The following is a 17,112-nucleotide window of genomic DNA, read 5'->3' on the forward strand; positions in this document are numbered from 1 at the left end:
GCTCCTTGGATCAGGACAGTTCGGAATGACTGCCCTGAGGATACCCGCAGTCGCGGGGAAGGAACATCACCTAATGTGCAAGGTTGTCTATGCAAGATTGCATGGCAGGGCCTGGTGGTGAGGCAACTGGCCCTATCGCCGGCGCGCCGGCTCGCATACCAAGCCCAGCCAGCCAGGCGCGATCGGCGTGGGAGCCGGCTTGCCGGCGATGAGGCCCGTTCAGCCAGCCAATGCCTCAAGCTCCTGCAACTCCCGCTCGGTCACCGCCACCCCTTCCCGCTCGGCAACTTCCCGTTCCCGATAACGCCGCTCCCCTGGCATCCGCGTCAACCCCACCGCCTGAATCTGCTCGACCAGCTCGCGGCTGCGCAGGGCAAACCGCTCGCCTTCAGCCTTGCTCGGATCAATGACGATGATCAGTTGCCCGGTCCAGGGCGTCTTCGCCCCCGGATGCCCCGACCAGTCGAACTCCCAGGAGAAATGCCCGCCGGTCAGCGCCGCCGCCAGCAACTCGACCATCATCGACAAGGCCGACCCCTTGTGCCCGCCGAACGGCAACAAGGCCCCACCTTCAAGGATGGCCTTCGGATCGGTGGTCGGCAGCCCTTGGGCGTCCACCCCCATGCCCTCGGGCAATGACTGGCCGGCACGCGCGGCGATCTGCACGTCGCCATGGGCCATGGCACTGGTGGCCATGTCGAAGACGATCGGGTCATGCCCCGCACACGGGGCGGCGAACGCGATCGGGTTGGTGCCGAACAACGGCTTGCGCGCCCCATGCGGCACTACGCAGGTCATGCTGTTGACCACGCTCAAGGCCACCAGGCCCTCATCGGCGAACGGCTCGACGTCCGGCCACAGCGCAGCGAAATGGTGCGAGTTGTGGATCGCCAGCACGGCGATACCGGCATTGCGCGCCTTCTCCACCAGCAGGCCGCGCGCCGCGGCCAAGGCCGGCTGGGCAAAGCCACCCCCGGCATCGACCCGCACGAACGCCGGCGCCACGTCGGTGACCTGCGGCGTGGCCTGGCCATTGACCCACCCGCTGGCCAGCGTCGAGACATAACCTGGAATACGGAACACGCCATGGCTGTGGGCACCGTCGCGCTGGGCGCTGGTGCAGTTATGGGCAAGCACGCCGGCCACGTTCTGGCTGCAGCCGTGGCGCTTGAGAATCGCTTGCAGCAGCCCCTGCAATTGGCTGAACGGCACGCGCACGACAGGGCTGTTGGAAGGTGCGGACATCTGAAGCTCCTTTCTTGGAATTGGAATGGCAACAGCGTTGGCAACGACAAAAACTTTCCTGCAAGTGACAGCTATCTGTCAAATATTGACTTGATGACAGAAAACATCCATTTTCTGTTTCACGCCTCACCGGAGCAGCAGCATGAACCAATCGCTCAAGCAACGCCTGGAAAGCAGCCTGCAAGGGGCTGCCGCCTCGGGCCGCAAGATTGCCAGCTACATGCTCGCCAACCTCCACGAACTGCCATTCCAGACCTCGGCCAGCATCGCCGCCAAGCTCGGTGTCAGCGAATCCAGTGTCGGGCGTTTCTGCCGTGCCCTCGGTTATGCCCATCTCAAGGCCCTCAAGCAAGACCTGCAGAGCGACCTGGGTGATGGCCCGTGGCTGGTCGGTGATCGCCTGCAAGAATACCGCCAGCAGCACGACGACACGGCCAGCGCTGGCAGCCTGGAGCTGGAAATCGCCGCGCTGGTGCGGGTGCATGAATACAGCCGCAGCGAGCCCTGGCATCGCGCAGCCCAACGTCTGGCCCAACGGCCACGGGTATTCGTCGCCGGTTTTCAGACCGAGCGCGGGGTCGCCCAGTGCATGGCGCACCTGCTGCATTACCTGCGCGACGGCGTGCAGGTGGTCGATGGCAGCGCCGGGCATTTTGGCGAAGTGCTGCTGGGGCGACCGGAAAACAGCGCCCTGGTGGTGTTCGAGGCGCGCCGCTATTCCCGCCACGCCCTGTTGCTGTGCCAGAAGGCACGCCAGGCGGGCATCCCGGTCACCCTGGTGACCGACACCTTCTGTGACTGGGCCGATGCCAACGCCGACGAGGTGTTCCGCATCCCCACCGAGTTCAATCTGTTCTGGGAATCCACCTCGGCGATGCTGTCGTGGGTGCACCTGATGGTCAACGAGGTCTGCCGGAAACTCGGGCCTGATGTTGAAAAACGCTTGGAAGCGACTGCCGCTCTACATAACGAGTTCGTCGGTTACACGGCGGGCAAACAACAATAGCAAGAGTGCAAGAGGTGCAAGATGAACAAGACCATGGCTATGGTGGGTGCGTGTGCCCTGCTGCTGGCGGGTGCAGCCAGTGGCGAAACCCTGCGCTTCGCCACCGAGGGCGCCTACCCGCCCTTCAACTATGTCGATGCCGATAACCAGCTGCACGGCTTCGACATCGACATCACTCATGCCCTGTGCGCGCAGATGAAAGTCGAGTGCACCCTGGTCGCCCAGGACTGGGAAGGCATCATCCCGGCGCTGATGGCGCGCAAATACGATGCCGTGGTCGCCTCGATGATCGACACCGAGGAGCGGCGCAAGAAAATCGCCTTCACCGACCACTACTACCGCACACCGCTGACCGTCGCCGTGGCCAAGGACAGCAAGATCAGCGACGCCCAGACCACCTTCAATGGCTTCACCGTGGGTGCCCAGTCGTCTTCGACCCAGGCGATCTACGCCGAGGACGTCTACGCCAAGGCCGGCGCCGACGTGAAGCTGTACCCGACCATGGACGAAGCTAACGCCGACCTCGCCGCCGGCCGCCTGGACGGGGTGATCGCCGACAAGTTCCCGCTGCACGAGTGGATGAACAAGAACGGCCAGGACTGCTGCAAAGTCCTCGGTGACGTGGCCGGGACCAAGGCCGATGCCGCCATTGCCGTGCGCAAGGACGACGAGGCGCTGCGCCAGCGGCTCAATACCGCACTGGCCGAGATCGTCGCCAACGGCACTTACCAGAAGATCGCCAGCAAGTACTTCGCCTTCGATATCTACAACTGATCCCGCCTATTGGCGCATTTTCTGTAGGAGCGGCCTTGCGTCGCGAAAGGGCCGCAAAGCGGCCCCAGGGTTTCGGCGGCGCCCCATGAATCTCTGGGGCTGCTGCGCAGCCCTTTCGCGACGCAAGGCCGCTCCTACAGAGACCGCGCTTGGAGCAGTCCATTCAAGGGGTATGTCATGCTCGACCAATTGTCCTTGCTGTCCTTCGCCAGTGGTGGTTGGGGCCAGGCGCTGCTGGCCGGTGCCCTGGTCACCGTGTCGCTGGCCCTCGCCTGCCTGCCCATCGGCCTGCCACTGGGGCTGGCCGTGGCCCTGGCGGCCCGCTCGCGCAAACGCCTGCCGCGCGCCTGGGCCACCACTTTCTCGACCGTGTTCCGCGGCCTGCCCGAACTGCTCACCCTGCTGATCATCTACTACGGCTGCCAGATCGCCGCGCAGAAGCTGCTGGCCGCCATGGGCTATGAAGGCGAGTTCCTGATCAACACCTTCCTCGCCGCGATGATCGCCTTCAGCCTGGTGTTCGCGGCGTTTTCCAGCGAAATCTGGCTGGCTGCCTTCAAGACCCTGCCCAAAGGCCAGCTGGAAGCCTGCTCGGCGCTGGGCCTGAGCAAGCGCACGGGGTTCTTCAAGGTGGTGCTGCCCCAGTTGACGCGCATCGCCTTGCCGGGACTTTCCAACAACTGGCTGTCGCTGCTCAAGGACACCTCGCTGGTGTCGACCATCTCGCTGGTCGACCTGATGCGCCAGACCAACCTGGCGGTCAGCGTGACCAAGGAGCCGATGTTCTTCTATGGCGTCGCCTGCGTGGGCTACCTGCTGTTCTCGGCGCTGTCCGGGCGGGTGTTCGCCTACATCGAACGGCGCAGCAACCGCCACCTGCAAGGAGCACGCGCATGAGTGCCGAACAACTGCTGAGTCTGGTCCTCGACCCTGACCTGCTGGAGCGCTATGGCCCGCGCTTCGTCGATGGCTTGCTGGTGACCGCCAAGCTGGTGGCGATTTCCTTCAGCCTGGGTGCCGTGCTCGGCTTGCTGCTGGCTCTGGCTCGCCTGTCGCGCAACCTGCTGCTGCAACGCCTGGCGGCGGGCTACATCTACTTCTTCCGCGGCTCGCCGCTGCTGGCCCAGCTGTTTCTGCTGTACTACGGCCTGGGTTCGCTCAAGGGCTTCTGGCAGGACGTCGGCCTCTGGTGGTTCTTCCGCGAAGCCTGGTTCTGCACCTTGCTGGCCTTCACCCTTAACACCGCCGCCTACCAGGCCGAGATCTTCCGCGGCAGCCTGATGGCAGTGGCCCCGGGGCAGTACGAAGCCGCGCGGGCACTGAACCTGAAACGCTCGACCACCTTCTTCAAGGTGATCCTGCCGCAATCGTTGCTGGTGGCCATCGGCCCGCTCGGCAACGAGCTGATCCTGATGATCAAGGCCAGCGCCATCGCCTCGTTGGTGACGATCTACGACCTGATGGGCGTGACCAAGCTGGCCTTCTCGCGCAGCTTCGACTTCCAGATCTACCTGTGGGCCGCCGTGCTCTACCTGGTGGTCGTGGAGCTGGTGCGGCGCCTGCTCAAACACCTGGAAGCCCGCCTGGGCCGCCACCTGAACTGACCGAAGGATACCTCCATGCACTGCCAAACCCTTGTCCTCGGCGCCGGCATCGTTGGCGTCAGTACCGCGCTGCACCTGCAGGCTCGCGGGCGACAGGTGATCCTGATCGACCGCGACGAACCCGGCAGCGGCACCAGCCATGGCAATGCCGGGCTGATCGAGCGCTCCAGCGTGATCCCCTACGCCTTCCCCCGCCAGTTCGGCGCCCTGCTGCGCTACGGCCTGAACCGTCAGCCGGATGTGCGCTACAGCCTGCTGCACTTGCCCAAGGCCGCGCCCTGGCTGCTGCGCTACTGGCAGCAGTCGGCGCCGAGACGCCTGGCCAGCGCAGCCGCCGACATGCTGCCGCTGGTGCAGCGCTGCGTCGAAGAGCACGACGCCTTCATCGAAGCGGCCGGCCTGCAAGGGCTGGTGCAAGCCAAAGGCTGGATCGAGGTGTACCGCGACCCGGCACTGTTCGAACGGGCCAAGGCCGAGCTCAAGGGGCTGGCGCGCTACGGCCTGCAGTACGAAGTCCTTGAACGTGGCCAGTTGCAGGGGCGCGAACATCAGCTCGACAGCGCCGTGGTGGGCGGCATCCACTGGCTTGACCCGAAAACCGTGAACAACCCGGGCGCCCTGACCCGTGGCTACGCCGGGCTGTTCGTCCAGCGTGGCGGGCAGTTCCTTCACGGTGACGCGCGCTCCCTGCGCCAGGTCGGCGGCCAGTGGCAAGTCCAGAGCCAGCGCGGGCCGATCACCGCCGACGAAGTGGTGGCCTGCCTGGGCCCGCAATCGGCCGACCTTTACCAGCACCTGGGCTACCAGATCCCGCTGGGCATCAAGCGCGGCTATCACATGCACTACGCCACCCAGGGCGACGCGCAGCTGCAGCACGCAATCTGCGACACCCAGGGCGGCTACGTACTGGCGCCCATGGCCCGCGGCGTGCGCCTGACCACCGGTATCGAGTTCGCCGCCAGCAATGCGCCGGGCAACGAAATCCAGCTCGAGCGCTGCGAAGCCCTGGCCCGCAAGCTGTTCCCGGCCTTGGGCGAGCGCCTGGACGACAAGCCTTGGCTGGGCCGCCGCCCATGCCTGCCGGACATGCGCCCGGTGATCGGCCCGGCGCCACGACACAAGGGCCTGTGGTTCAACTTCGGCCACGCCCACCACGGCCTGACCCTTGGCCCTGTCAGCGGCCGCCTGCTGGCCGAGCTGCTCACCGGCGAGCGCCCTTTCACCGACCCTGCGCCTTACAGCGCGGCACGTTTCGACTGAAACCCTGCGGGAGAACAACAACATGACCGCCCCTCTGAGCGTTGCCAGCCTTGCCCCCGAACCCGACCCACGCCCGGTATTGATCCGCATCGAGGGCCTGAACAAGCACTACGGCGCCTTCCATGTACTGCGCGACATCGACCTGCAGGTGCGCGAGGGCGAGCGCATCGTCCTGTGTGGCCCGTCCGGCTCGGGCAAGTCCACCCTGATTCGCTGCATCAACCGCCTGGAAGTGGCCCAAACGGGCAGCATCCAGGTAGCAGGCACCGACCTTGCCGCCACCACGCGCCAGGCCGCCCAGGTGCGCAGCGAAATCGGCATGGTGTTCCAGCATTTCAACCTGTTCCCGCACATGAGCGTGCTCGACAACTGCCTGCTGGCACCCACCAGCGTGCGCGGCCTGTCGCGCAAGGATGCCGAGGAGCGGGCACGGATGTATTTGAGCAAGGTCGGTATCGAAAGCCAGGCGCACAAATACCCCAGCCAGCTCTCCGGTGGCCAGCAACAGCGGGTGGCGATCGCCCGGGCGCTGTGCATGAAGCCGCGGATCATGCTGTTCGACGAACCGACGTCGGCGCTTGACCCGGAGATGGTCGCCGAGGTGCTGGATGTGCTGGTGCAACTGGCCGGTACCGGCATGACCATGCTCTGCGTCACCCACGAAATGGGCTTTGCCCGGCAGGTGGCGGAGCGGGTGCTGTTCCTGGAGGGTGGGCAGATCATCGAGGACAGCCCGCCGGAGGTGTTCTTCAACCAACCGCGTACCGCGCGGGCCAAGGGGTTCTTGGCGCAGATTCTTCATTGACTTCACTGGCCCCATCGCCGGCTTGCCGGCGATGGGGCCGCAAGGCCCCCTTTATTGCACGGCTGCAATGATCCAACTGCGTCGTTAAATATTATTGACCTCACCCCCTGCCAAACCCTTGCCGCCTCAGGCTCGCAAGGGTTTTACCCCCTGAAATTCGGCGCAAAACCCCTTCCCACGGCCCCTTCAGCCGTTTGACATATCGAACGGCTCTGGCAAGCTATCAACAAGCCCCGACCGGAATCGTCGCCTCTGACGAGCCGGCAGTGCTCGGGGCTTCAGGTGACACACCAGGCCCCGCGCCGTGCACCTGCACAACAACGGCAGGTCGAACCTGTCATAAGGTGACATATGTCCAACAGCAACATTGGCAACAAGAAACCCTCCCTGCGCAAACCCGTCGTCCTGATGACCATGGGCAGCCAAGAGCGCAAAGGCCATGACTACCAGGTCATGACCCACAAATACATCACCCCGCTGGTCGAGTTTTCCGATTGCGTCCCGGTGCTGGTGCCCACCTGCTGTGGCATCGAAGACCTCGAGACCTATCTGGACATGGCCGACGGCGTGTACCTGACCGGTGCCGGCAGCAACATCGAGCCGAGCCTGTACGGCCAGGAAAACCAGACCCCAGGCAAAGGCCAGGACGTCAACCGCGACCTGTTCGATATCCCGCTGGTGAAGGCGGCGATCAAGCGCGGCCTGCCGATCTTCGGCATCTGCCGCGGCATGCAGGAAATCAACGTGGCCCTGGGTGGTGATATCTACCAGAAGGTCTACGCAGAACCTGGCTTCAACGACCACCGGGAAAACCCGGAAGACCCTGTCGAAGTGCAGTACGCCCAGGTGCATGGCGTGAAGATCAAGCCAGGCAGCTGGCTGCGTGACACCCTCGGCACCGACGAGATTCGCGTCAACTCGCTGCATGGCCAGGGCCTGCGCAACCTCGGCGCCGGCATCGAGCCGATTGCCCTTGCCGAAGACGGCCTGGTCGAAGCGATTCATGCGCCAAGCATTTCGCCCTTCCTGTTCGCCGTGCAGTGGCACCCGGAGTGGCAAGCGGCCAAGAACCCTGATTCGATCAAGATCTTCCAGGCCTTCGGCGACGCCTGCCGCGCCCAGGTGCGCAAGTCCCAGGTCAAGCGCCAACAGGCCGCCTGACATTCAGCTTCGTTAGCTTTGATCGCGGGGCGGCGCAAGGTCGCCCCCGCTTCTCCGGTCACCCTCTGCTGGTCCCAGAACACTTCCCGTGGAAGCGGGCGGCGGGTTTGTGCCTGTCTCCGCGATCGTTTTTTACCCCTTCCCTCAAGAGATACGATGACTGTTTAGGCGGTTGTCGGGACATCTTCTGCGCCTGCGAGATCGAGCGCCGCACCACAAATCCAGTGGCAGTCACCCTTGCCTAACCGCAAAATTTTGGAAAAGGGACTAGTCATCGCGCAAGTTGTACGATAACTTACCTCCATCGCAGCACGACACCCTACACCCCAAGCGCCACAGGATGCTTACAACAATGAATCCACAAGAACTGAAATCCATCCTCTCCCACGGCCTGCTGTCTTTCCCGGTCACCGACTTCAACGCCCAGGGCGACTTCAACCAGGCTGGCTACATCAAGCGCCTGGAGTGGCTGGCCCCTTACGGCGCCAGCGCCCTGTTCGCCGCCGGTGGCACCGGTGAGTTCTTCTCCCTGGCCGCCAGCGAATACAGCCAGGTGATCAAGACCGCAGTCGATACCTGCGCCAAGTCGGTGCCGATCCTCGCCGGCGTCGGTGGCTCCACCCGCCAGGCCATCGAATACGCGCAAGAAGCCGAGCGCCTGGGCGCCAAGGGCCTGCTGTTGCTGCCGCATTACCTGACCGAAGCCAGCCAGGACGGCGTTGCCGCCCACGTCGAAGCCGTGTGCAAATCGGTGAACATCGGTGTGGTGGTGTACAACCGCAACGTCTGCCGCCTGAACGCCGACCTGCTGGAAAAGCTCGCCGAACGCTGCCCGAACCTCATCGGCTACAAGGACGGCCTGGGCGACATCGAGTTGATGGTGTCGATTCGTCGCCGCCTGGGTGACCGCTTCAGCTACCTGGGTGGCCTGCCGACCGCCGAGGTGTATGCTGCGGCCTACAAGGCACTGGGCGTGCCGGTATACTCCTCGGCGGTATTCAACTTCGTGCCCAAGACCGCGATGGACTTCTACCACGCGATCGCCCGTGACGATCACGCCACCGTGGCCAAGCTGATCGACGATTTCTTCCTGCCGTACCTGGACATCCGCAACCGCAAGGCCGGCTACGCCGTGAGCATCGTCAAGGCTGGCGCCCGGATCGCCGGTTATGACGCAGGCCCGGTGCGCACGCCGCTGACCGACCTGACCGCCGAAGAGTACGAAATGCTCGCGGCACTGATGGACAAGATGGGTCCGCAATAAGCGCACCCCGCGGCCTGCCATAGCCGCACCCGGAGTGGGCTGCCCCCACTCCGGCTACAACTCGTGAGCCCGCACAAAAATAACTAGTGGGAGTATTGCCAGCATGCAAGCGACGAAAAAGACGCATGTGCGCTACCTGATCCTGTTCATGCTGTTTCTGGTGACCACGATCAACTATGCCGACCGAGCCACCATCGCCATCGCAGGCTCCAGCCTGCAGAAAGACCTTGGCATTGACGCCGTCACCCTCGGTTATATCTTCTCCGCCTTCGGCTGGGCCTACGTGGCCGGGCAGATTCCGGGCGGCTGGCTGCTGGACCGCTTCGGTTCGAAGAACGTCTACGCCTTCAGTATCTTCACCTGGTCGCTGTTCACCCTGCTGCAAGGTTTTGTCGGCGGCCTGCCGGTCGCCTGGGCGGTGGTCACCCTGTTCACCCTGCGCTTTCTGGTCGGTTTCGCCGAAGCCCCGTCGTTCCCGGGCAATGCCCGTATCGTCGCGGCCTGGTTCCCCACCCAGGAGCGGGGCACGGCATCGGCGATCTTCAACTCGGCGCAATACTTCGCCACCGCGCTGTTCGCCCCGATCATGGGTTGGATCGTGTTCAGCTTCGGCTGGGAGCACGTGTTCGTGGTCATGGGCGCACTGGGCATCGTGTTCTCCATGGTCTGGCTCAAGACCATCCACAACCCGCGCCAGCACCCACGCATCAGCCCCGCCGAACTCGAACACATCGAGCAGAACGGCGGCTTGGTCGACATGGACCAGAAGCGCGGCAACAACGAGGGCCCGAAGTGGGGCTACATCAAGCAACTGCTGACCAGCCGCATGCTCCTGGGCGTGTACCTGGGCCAGTACTGCATCAATGCCATCACCTATTTCTTCCTGACCTGGTTCCCGGTGTACCTGGTGCAGGAGCGCGGCATGACCATCCTCAAGGCCGGCTTCATCGCCTCGCTGCCGGCGGTGTGCGGCTTCATCGGCGGCGTGCTTGGCGGGGTGATCTCGGACTGGCTGCTGCGTCGTGGCAATTCGCTGACCTTCTCGCGCAAGCTGCCGATCGTCTGCGGCCTGCTGCTGTCGACCACCATGGTGTTCTGCAACTACGTCGACGCCGAGTGGATGGTGGTTGGCTTCATGACCCTGGCCTTCTTCGGCAAGGGCATCGGGGCACTGGGCTGGGCGGTGGTCGCCGACACCTCGCCCAAGCAGATCGCCGGGCTGTCCGGTGGCCTGTTCAACACCTTCGGCAACATCGCCTCGATCACCACGCCGATCGTCATCGGCTACATCATCAGCGCCACCGGTTCGTTCAAGTGGGCCCTGGTCTACGTGGGTGCCAACGCCCTGGTGGCGGTGTTCAGCTACCTGGTGATCGTCGGCCCGATCAAGCGAATCGAGTTGCGTGACGACGCAAAGCCTGAAACCCAGCCTGCCGCCAGCGGCGAGCTGGCCGACGCGCGTCACTGAGTGAACACGCCCGCCCCGGCGACCCCGGGCGCGGGCAGCAGTACAAAGCCTGAGCACACATGACAGACAGGGCCCCATCATGCAGTTGATCGAACATTCCGACTCGCCGCGCTACGTCCGCCTGCACGACGACGATAACGTCGTGGTGGTGGTCAACGACGGCGGCCTGGGCGAAGGCGCCCGCTTCGCCGACGGCCTGACCCTGGTCGAGGGCGTGCCGCAGAGCCACAAGGTCGCTACCGTGCCTATCGCCAAGGGCGAGCCGGTGCGCCGTTACGGCCAGATCATCGGCTACGCCCTGGAAGACCTGCGCCAGGGCAGCTGGGTACAGGAAAGCCAGCTGGCCATGCCCGCCGCCCCGGAGCTGGACAGCCTGCCCCGCTGCGACGCGGTGCCCGCCCCCTTGCCAGCGCTGGAGGGTTTCACCTTCGAAGGCTACCGCAACGCCGACGGCACCGTCGGTACCCGCAACATCCTCGGCATCACCACCACCGTGCAGTGCGTGACCGGTGTGCTGGAGCATGCGGTCAAGCGCATCCGCGCCGAGTTGCTGCCCAAGTACCCCAACGTCGACGACGTGGTCGCCCTCACCCATAGCTACGGCTGCGGGGTGGCGATCAACGCCCGCGACGCCTACATCCCGATCCGCACCGTACGCAACCTGGCGCGCAACCCCAACCTGGGCGGCGAGGCGCTGGTGATCAGCCTGGGCTGCGAGAAGCTGCAGGCCGGCCAGGTGATGCACGACAACGATCCCTCGGTTGACCTCAGCGAACCCTGGCTGTACCGCCTGCAGGATGCCAGCCTCGGCTTCAGCGAGATGATCGAGCAGATCATGGGCCTGGCCGAAACCCGCCTGAAAAAGCTGGACCAGCGCCGCCGCCAGACCGTGCCGGCCAGCGAACTGATCCTGGGCATGCAGTGCGGCGGCAGCGATGCATTCTCCGGCATCACCGCCAACCCGGCGCTGGGCTATGCCGCCGACCTGCTGGTGCGCGCCGGCGCCACCGTATTGTTCTCGGAAGTGACCGAGGTGCGCGATGCCATCTACATGCTCACCTCCCGTGCCGAGAACCAGGAAGTCGCCGACGCCCTGGTGCGCGAGATGGACTGGTATGACCGCTACCTGCAGCAAGGCGCAGCCGACCGCAGTGCCAATACCACGCCTGGCAACAAGAAAGGCGGCCTGTCGAATATCGTCGAGAAATCCCTCGGCTCGATCGTCAAGTCGGGCAGCGGCGCCATCCAGGGTGTGCTCGGCCCGGGCGAGCGGGTCAACCGCAAGGGCCTGATCTTCTGCGCCACCCCGGCCAGCGACTTTGTCTGCGGCACATTGCAGCTGGCAGCCGGCATGAACCTGCACGTGTTCACCACCGGCCGCGGCACGCCTTATGGCCTGGCCATGGCCCCGGTGGTCAAGGTCTGTACCCGCACCGAACTGGCCCAGCGCTGGCCCGACCTGATCGACATCGACGCCGGGCGCATCGCCAGTGGCCGGGCGAGCATCGAGGAGCTGGGCTGGGAGCTGTTCCACTACTACCTGGACGTGGCCAGTGGCCGCAAGCAGACCTGGGCCGAACAGCACCGCCTGCACAACGACATCACCCTGTTCAATCCGGCCCCCATTACCTGAAACCTGGCCCTGTGGGAGCCGGCTTGCCGGCGATGCAGGCACTGCGGTGCGTGGCACCGGCTTTGCCGGTGATCGCCGGCAAGCCGGCTCCCACACCCACCCCGCGATAAATCTTTTCATCACTGGAGCACCCCATGCCTGAGATTCTTGGCCACAACTTCATCGCCGGCCAGCGCAGCGCCGCCGGCCTTCAGCGCCTGCAGAGCCTGGACGCCACCACCGGCGAGGCCCTGTCCTACAGCTTCGCCCAGGCCACCGAGGCCGAAGTCGATCAGGCCGCCCAGGCAGCCGCCGCAGCCTTCGCCGAATTCCGCCAGCTGGCGCCTGCGCGCCGCGCCGAATTCCTCGAAGCCATTGCCGCCGAGCTGGATGAACTGGACGACGCCTTCGTCGCCATCGTCTGCCGTGAAACCGCCCTGCCTGCCGCGCGCATCCAGGGCGAACGTGGCCGCACCAGCGGCCAGATGCGCCTCTTCGCCCAGGTACTGCGCCGTGGCGACTACCTGGGTGCCCGCATCGACCTGGCCCTGCCCGAGCGCCAGCCGCTGCCGCGTGTAGACCTGCGCCAGATGCGCATTGGCGTCGGCCCGGTGGCGGTGTTCGGCGCCAGCAACTTCCCGCTGGCCTTCTCCACCGCCGGCGGTGACACCGCTGCTGCCCTGGCCGCCGGCTGCCCGGTGGTGTTCAAGGCGCACAGCGGCCACATGGCCACCGCCGACCTGGTCGGCTGCGCGATCCAGCGCGCCGCCGAACGTACCGGCATGCCCAAGGGCGTGTTCAACATGGTCTTCGGGGGTGGCGTCGGCGAGTGGCTGGTCAAGCACCCGTCGATCCAGGCAGTCGGCTTTACCGGCTCGCTCAAGGGCGGTGATGCCCTGTGCCGCATGGCCGCCGAGCGCCCGCAGCCGATTCCGGTGTTCGCTGAAATGTCCAGCATCAACCCGGTGATCATCCTGCCCGGCGCCCTGGCCAAGCGCGGCGCCGCCATTGCCCGCGAGCTGGCCGGCTCGGTCTGCCTGGGTGCTGGGCAGTTCTGCACCAACCCAGGCCTTGTGATCGGCCTGCAATCGCCGCAGTACAGCCAGCTGCTTGCCGACCTCGGCCAGTACCTGGATACCCAGGCCGGGCAGACCTTGCTCAATGCCGGTGGCCTGCGCAGCTACGTCGGCGGCCTGGAGCACCTGCAGGCACACGCCGGCATTACCCATCTGGCCGGCCAGCCCCAGCAAGGCAGCCAGGCGCGTGCCCAGCTGTTCAAGGCCGATGCCCGCCTGCTGGTGGAAGCCGACCCGCTGCTGCAGGAAGAAGTGTTCGGCCCGACCACTGTGGCGGTCGAGGTGCAGGACAATGCGCAATTGCGCGCCGCCCTGCTCGGCCTGCGCGGCCAGCTGACCGCGACGCTGATCGGCGAGCCGGAAGACTTCGAAGCCTTTGCCTGGCTGGTGCCGCTGCTGGAAGAGAAAGTCGGCCGGATCCTGGTCAACGGTTATCCGACCGGTGTCGAGGTGTGCGATGCGATGGTGCACGGCGGCCCTTACCCGGCCACTTCCGATGCCCGTGGGACGTCGGTCGGCACCTTGGCCATCGACCGCTTCCTGCGCCCGGTGTGCTACCAGAACTACCCACAGGCGCTGCTGCCCGAGGCGCTGCGCGATGGCAACCCGCTGGGCTTGCGGCGCCTGGTGAATGGGCAGTGGAGTGATGGGGCGATCTGAGTGCCCTGATGCAAGAAGCCCCGCAAATGCGGGGCTTTCTTTTGTCTGTACTGGCCAGCGCGAAAATCAGACCCCTTGCGCCTCGGCCTCTTCATGCGCCTGGCGCAACCGCTCACGGCTATTGCTCAAATGCATGCGCATGGCCATCTTCGCCCCCTCGCTGTCGCGCCGGGCAATGGCCTCGTAGATAGCTTCGTGCTCATGCATCAGGCGGCCCATGTAGTGCGCCTGGTCATCATGCGCCAGGCGCGCCGAATTGAGCCGGGTCCGTGGAATGATGCTGGTGCCCAGGTGGTTGATGATATCGGCGAAATAATGGTTGCCGCTGGCCTGGGCGATGCGCAGGTGGAACTGGAAATCCGCCGACACCGCATCGTTGGCATGCGCGGCCCCTTCGTTGAGCTCATCCAGCGCCGCACGCATGCCGGCCAGCGCTTCATCGCTGCGCCGCTGCGCGGCCAGGCCGGCGGACTCGATCTCTAGGGCGATGCGCAGTTCCAGCACCGCCAACACTTCGCGCAAGGTGACCACGGTGGCGGGGTCGATGCGGAACCCGCCCGTGGCAGGCATGTCCAGCACGAAGGTGCCGATACCGTGGCGCGTCTCGACCTGCCCGGCGGCCTGCAGCCGCGAGATCGCCTCACGCACCACGGTGCGGCTGACGCCTTCCTCGGCCATGATCTGCGATTCGGTCGGCAGTTTGTCGCCGCGCTTGAGCTGGCCACTGCGGATGCGCTCGGTCAGCACCGTGACCAGTTCCTGGGCCAGACTGCGCGGTTTGCGCCGGGTCCGTGCTTGTACCTGCTGCTCTGTCATGTCCCTGTATTTCACCTCGAAAGACAGCCGTCATGATAGCGCAAGCAGTTGTACGATCACATATGGGCGATGGGGTATTTATTAGGCTCGGTTCATATGCATCAGTGGTGCGCAGATCGCGCGCCGCCCGCGCAGCGCATCGCGGATAAATCCGCTCCTACATTTGTTGCAACGTGCCTATGCCTGACAGGTCATGGTTGCCAGCCTGGTGCATGGAAACCCGCCGCGTGTGTAGGAGCGGATTCATCCGCGATGCGCCGCGCAAGCGGCGCTCAATTTCCGCCCCCTACATCCCTGCGCACCGCCATTACCCTTAGAGGCAAAGTGCTGGCCCCCAGCCTGCCAATCCAAAGGCAAACTCCCTTCATCTTCAGATGCTTAGGACAGCAACATGCGAGTATTTCTAGCAACGATGGCCGGCTGCCTGCTGGCCTCGACCGCCTTCGGCGCCCACGCCAGGACGCTGAGCCAGAATGATCGCCAGGTCTGTGACTGGGGTTCGCAGATTGCCGCCGAGGCCCAGCAGGCCAAGCTTTCCGGCGTCACCCTGTACGCTACGCGCAACAAGCTGCAAAAGCGCAGGTTCCCCAAGCCATGGATGCGCATGACGGCCTTCGGCATTACCGAACAGACCTACAACAGCCGCTCCCAATTGAAGCCGCCTGCGATCAAGCAAACCTACTACGAGCAATGTGTTCAGCATGCGCTAGCCAAAAAATAAATAATTTATTTTTCATATGCTTAACAGACATTTCTCATATTAGGTCGAGAAGATTGCGCGCCGAGGGGCGCACCCACAAGTAGATACCTGCTGCCACGTCCGGCGCCATTGCGGCAGCACCCGCACGCGTGAGCCACCGTTCAGAAAATGATCGTAAGCTACTGAACTCTAAGCAATTTATTGCGCAAGTTGCGCCTGCATTGTTGGCCGGGCTGCTGGGCTTGCAGGTGTTGGAGTTGCACGACCTCAGCGCCGCCGGTGGCGCTGAGGGCGATACGGGTAGCCATGTTCGATTCCTTGAGGGCGTGGAAGACCGGCTCAGGCTGATTTAGCCGGCAGGAATCGAACAATCAGGGCAGGTGCAGATGATTGCCGCACCGGGTGAAGCAATCTATTCAGCAGCCGGTGAGTGCCACCGGCCGGCGCTCCCCGGCAAAGAACAGCGGACGCAGGCGCACACCAATCAGGTTGCCGGTGTAGGCAGCCACCAGCCACAACCAGCCATGCACGCTGCCCGAGGCGATGCCGCTGAAGTAGGCGCCAATGTTGCAGCCGTAGGCCAGGCGCGAGCCATAACCCAGCAACAGGCCGCCAATCACCGCGGCGATCAGCGACGGCAGCGGAATCTTCAGGCTCGGCGCGAAGCGGCCGGCCAGGCCGGCGGCCAGCAGCGCACCGAGCACGATGCCGATGTCCATGACCGTGGTGATGTCCTGCCACAGCGGTGCGGCCAGGGCCTTGGCGTTGGCCGGCGCCTGCCAGAACACCCAGCTGCCGACGTCCACACCCAGGCTGGAGAGGGTCTTTGCCCCCCACAGGGCAAAGGCCGAGGTAATGCCCCATGGGCGCCCAGCCAGGGCCAGGGTGGCGTAGTTCAGCAACGCCAGTGCCACAGCCCCCCAGACCAGTGGCCACGGACCGCGCAGGAAGCGACGCAGGCCCCGGTGTTCGCTGCTCACCGGCGCTTCGAGGGCACCGTGGCGGCGCCTTTCCAGTACCACGGTGGCCCAGGCGATCAGCGCGAACACTGCCACGCTTGCCAGCAACGCCGGGCCAACACCCCAGACCTGAACGATCGAGGTGGCCGGGAACGATGGCAGTGCGAACCACCAGTCAGCATGGTGCGTGGCGGTGACCGAGCCGATGATGAAGAACAAGAGTGTCACCAGCATCCGCGCATTGCCGCCGCCTACGGTGAACAGCGTGCCGGAGGCGCAACCGCCGCCCAATTGCATGCCGATGCCGAAGATGAACGCGCCGAACACCACCGAGACCCCGGCCGGGGCTACCAGACCGGTGACGGGATTGCCGAACAGGCTGCCAGCGGACAGGGCGGGGAAGAACAACAGCACGGCCAGGGTCAGCATGACCATCTGCGCGCGCAGACCCGCGCCGCGTCGTTCGTTGATGAACACCCGCCAGGCCGAGGTAAAGCCAAAGGCGGCGTGGTAGAGCGTCAGGCCAAGCGCGGCGCCAACGATCAGCAGCAGCACCTGCTTGAAACCGGCGTTGAGGTTGAGGAACCAGGCGCCGGCCAGCAACAGGGCCAGGGCGATCAAGGGCGCGCCCAGGCGGCGCGGTGCGGGTGTGGCGGTTGCGGAGAGACCCATGGGAATGCTCGGATTACAGTGAAACGGGCG

The 17,112-nt window shown here is 64.8% G+C and carries 16 protein-coding genes; 13 read left to right on the forward strand and 3 right to left on the reverse strand.

Translation table 11 applies throughout. From position 1 onward, the window contains the following. Positions 1–219: 219 nt before the first annotated feature. Positions 220–1,245: an Ldh family oxidoreductase gene (locus ACIPZG_RS07435; protein WP_400711709.1), complete on the reverse strand. Its 1,026-nt coding sequence runs from the start codon at positions 1,243–1,245 to the stop codon at positions 220–222. A gap of 142 nt (positions 1,246–1,387) precedes the next feature. Here ACIPZG_RS07435 and ACIPZG_RS07440 point away from each other — a divergent pair, with 142 nt between their 5' ends. From ACIPZG_RS07440 to ACIPZG_RS07490, 11 genes are all read left to right on the forward strand, one after another. Further along, on the forward strand, positions 1,388–2,251 hold the full coding sequence (locus tag ACIPZG_RS07440; RefSeq protein ID WP_400711712.1) for a MurR/RpiR family transcriptional regulator: 864 nt from the start codon (positions 1,388–1,390) through the stop codon (positions 2,249–2,251). 21 nt (positions 2,252–2,272) lie between these two features. Continuing rightward, positions 2,273–3,025, forward strand: coding sequence for a transporter substrate-binding domain-containing protein (locus tag ACIPZG_RS07445; RefSeq protein ID WP_400711714.1), 753 nt, complete (start codon positions 2,273–2,275; stop codon positions 3,023–3,025). A 177-nt stretch (positions 3,026–3,202) separates the two neighbouring features. Continuing rightward, positions 3,203–3,922 carry an ABC transporter permease gene (locus ACIPZG_RS07450; protein ID WP_400711717.1) on the forward strand — a complete coding sequence of 240 codons (720 nt, stop codon included), beginning with the start codon at positions 3,203–3,205 and terminating at the stop codon, positions 3,920–3,922. Then, positions 3,919–4,629: an ABC transporter permease gene (locus ACIPZG_RS07455; protein ID WP_008091370.1), complete on the forward strand. Its 711-nt coding sequence runs from the start codon at positions 3,919–3,921 to the stop codon at positions 4,627–4,629. The genes ACIPZG_RS07450 and ACIPZG_RS07455 overlap by 4 nt, the downstream gene beginning before the upstream one ends. 15 nt (positions 4,630–4,644) lie before the next feature. Beyond that, the gene (locus tag ACIPZG_RS07460) at positions 4,645–5,889 is read left to right on the forward strand and encodes an FAD-dependent oxidoreductase (RefSeq protein WP_400711720.1); all 1,245 of its coding nucleotides are present in this window, start codon (positions 4,645–4,647) and stop codon (positions 5,887–5,889) included. 22 nt (positions 5,890–5,911) lie between these two features. After that, complete coding sequence (locus ACIPZG_RS07465) at positions 5,912–6,694, forward strand: amino acid ABC transporter ATP-binding protein (protein WP_400711723.1); 783 nt, start codon at positions 5,912–5,914, stop codon at positions 6,692–6,694. Positions 6,695–7,045: 351 nt separating this feature from the next. Then, on the forward strand, positions 7,046–7,855 hold the full coding sequence (locus ACIPZG_RS07470) for a gamma-glutamyl-gamma-aminobutyrate hydrolase family protein (RefSeq protein ID WP_008091374.1): 810 nt from the start codon (positions 7,046–7,048) through the stop codon (positions 7,853–7,855). A 352-nt stretch (positions 7,856–8,207) separates the two neighbouring features. Then, positions 8,208–9,119 (forward strand): 5-dehydro-4-deoxyglucarate dehydratase, encoded by a 912-nt coding sequence (gene kdgD / locus ACIPZG_RS07475; protein ID WP_400711726.1) that lies wholly within the window; start codon positions 8,208–8,210, stop codon positions 9,117–9,119. Positions 9,120–9,222: 103 nt separating this feature from the next. Then, positions 9,223–10,587, forward strand: a complete 1,365-nt coding sequence (locus tag ACIPZG_RS07480; RefSeq protein WP_400711729.1) for an MFS transporter — start codon at positions 9,223–9,225, stop codon at positions 10,585–10,587. A gap of 79 nt (positions 10,588–10,666) precedes the next feature. Continuing rightward, entirely contained in the window at positions 10,667–12,220 is a 1,554-nt protein-coding gene (garD, locus tag ACIPZG_RS07485) for a galactarate dehydratase (RefSeq protein WP_400711732.1), read from the forward strand. 134 nt (positions 12,221–12,354) lie between these two features. Beyond that, the gene (locus ACIPZG_RS07490; protein ID WP_400711735.1) at positions 12,355–13,935 is read left to right on the forward strand and encodes an aldehyde dehydrogenase (NADP(+)); all 1,581 of its coding nucleotides are present in this window, start codon (positions 12,355–12,357) and stop codon (positions 13,933–13,935) included. Between the two features lie 66 nt (positions 13,936–14,001). On the opposite strand, the gene ACIPZG_RS07495 is transcribed toward ACIPZG_RS07490, so the two are convergent. Beyond that, positions 14,002–14,751, reverse strand: a complete 750-nt coding sequence (locus ACIPZG_RS07495) for a FadR/GntR family transcriptional regulator (RefSeq protein WP_400711738.1) — start codon at positions 14,749–14,751, stop codon at positions 14,002–14,004. 391 nt (positions 14,752–15,142) lie between these two features. Here ACIPZG_RS07495 and ACIPZG_RS07500 point away from each other — a divergent pair, with 391 nt between their 5' ends. Both ACIPZG_RS07500 and ACIPZG_RS07505 read left to right on the forward strand, forming a co-directional pair. Beyond that, entirely contained in the window at positions 15,143–15,472 is a 330-nt protein-coding gene (locus ACIPZG_RS07500) for a hypothetical protein (RefSeq protein WP_400711741.1), read from the forward strand. A 128-nt stretch (positions 15,473–15,600) separates the two neighbouring features. Next, entirely contained in the window at positions 15,601–15,804 is a 204-nt protein-coding gene (locus ACIPZG_RS07505) for a hypothetical protein (protein WP_400711744.1), read from the forward strand. A 63-nt stretch (positions 15,805–15,867) separates the two neighbouring features. Here the strand turns inward: ACIPZG_RS07505 and ACIPZG_RS07510 are convergent, their stop codons facing one another. Next, on the reverse strand, positions 15,868–17,082 hold the full coding sequence (locus tag ACIPZG_RS07510; RefSeq protein WP_400711747.1) for a YeeE/YedE family protein: 1,215 nt from the start codon (positions 17,080–17,082) through the stop codon (positions 15,868–15,870). Positions 17,083–17,112 lie beyond the last annotated feature (30 nt).

The organism is Pseudomonas sp. NPDC089395, assembly GCF_044749525.1.
In the GTDB taxonomy this organism is placed as follows: Bacteria; Pseudomonadota; Gammaproteobacteria; order Pseudomonadales; family Pseudomonadaceae; genus Aquipseudomonas.

What these genes read in the sequence shown, in the direction of transcription:
- ACIPZG_RS07450 (WP_400711717.1), top strand. Translation starts at nt 3,203, where the DNA reads ATGCTCGACCAATTGTCCTTGCTGTCCTTCGCCAGTGGTGGTTGGGGC.
- garD (WP_400711732.1), top strand. Translation starts at nt 10,667, where the DNA reads ATGCAGTTGATCGAACATTCCGACTCGCCGCGCTACGTCCGCCTGCAC.
- ACIPZG_RS07500 (WP_400711741.1), top strand. Translation starts at nt 15,143, where the DNA reads ATGCGAGTATTTCTAGCAACGATGGCCGGCTGCCTGCTGGCCTCGACC.
- ACIPZG_RS07480 (WP_400711729.1), top strand. Translation starts at nt 9,223, where the DNA reads ATGCAAGCGACGAAAAAGACGCATGTGCGCTACCTGATCCTGTTCATG.
- ACIPZG_RS07445 (WP_400711714.1), top strand. Translation starts at nt 2,273, where the DNA reads ATGAACAAGACCATGGCTATGGTGGGTGCGTGTGCCCTGCTGCTGGCG.
- ACIPZG_RS07440 (WP_400711712.1), top strand. Translation starts at nt 1,388, where the DNA reads ATGAACCAATCGCTCAAGCAACGCCTGGAAAGCAGCCTGCAAGGGGCT.
- ACIPZG_RS07510 (WP_400711747.1), bottom strand. Translation starts at nt 17,082, where the DNA reads ATGGGTCTCTCCGCAACCGCCACACCCGCACCGCGCCGCCTGGGCGCG.
- kdgD (WP_400711726.1), top strand. Translation starts at nt 8,208, where the DNA reads ATGAATCCACAAGAACTGAAATCCATCCTCTCCCACGGCCTGCTGTCT.
- ACIPZG_RS07465 (WP_400711723.1), top strand. Translation starts at nt 5,912, where the DNA reads ATGACCGCCCCTCTGAGCGTTGCCAGCCTTGCCCCCGAACCCGACCCA.
- ACIPZG_RS07495 (WP_400711738.1), bottom strand. Translation starts at nt 14,751, where the DNA reads ATGACAGAGCAGCAGGTACAAGCACGGACCCGGCGCAAACCGCGCAGT.
- ACIPZG_RS07470 (WP_008091374.1), top strand. Translation starts at nt 7,046, where the DNA reads ATGTCCAACAGCAACATTGGCAACAAGAAACCCTCCCTGCGCAAACCC.
- ACIPZG_RS07455 (WP_008091370.1), top strand. Translation starts at nt 3,919, where the DNA reads ATGAGTGCCGAACAACTGCTGAGTCTGGTCCTCGACCCTGACCTGCTG.
- ACIPZG_RS07490 (WP_400711735.1), top strand. Translation starts at nt 12,355, where the DNA reads ATGCCTGAGATTCTTGGCCACAACTTCATCGCCGGCCAGCGCAGCGCC.
- ACIPZG_RS07460 (WP_400711720.1), top strand. Translation starts at nt 4,645, where the DNA reads ATGCACTGCCAAACCCTTGTCCTCGGCGCCGGCATCGTTGGCGTCAGT.
- ACIPZG_RS07435 (WP_400711709.1), bottom strand. Translation starts at nt 1,245, where the DNA reads ATGTCCGCACCTTCCAACAGCCCTGTCGTGCGCGTGCCGTTCAGCCAA.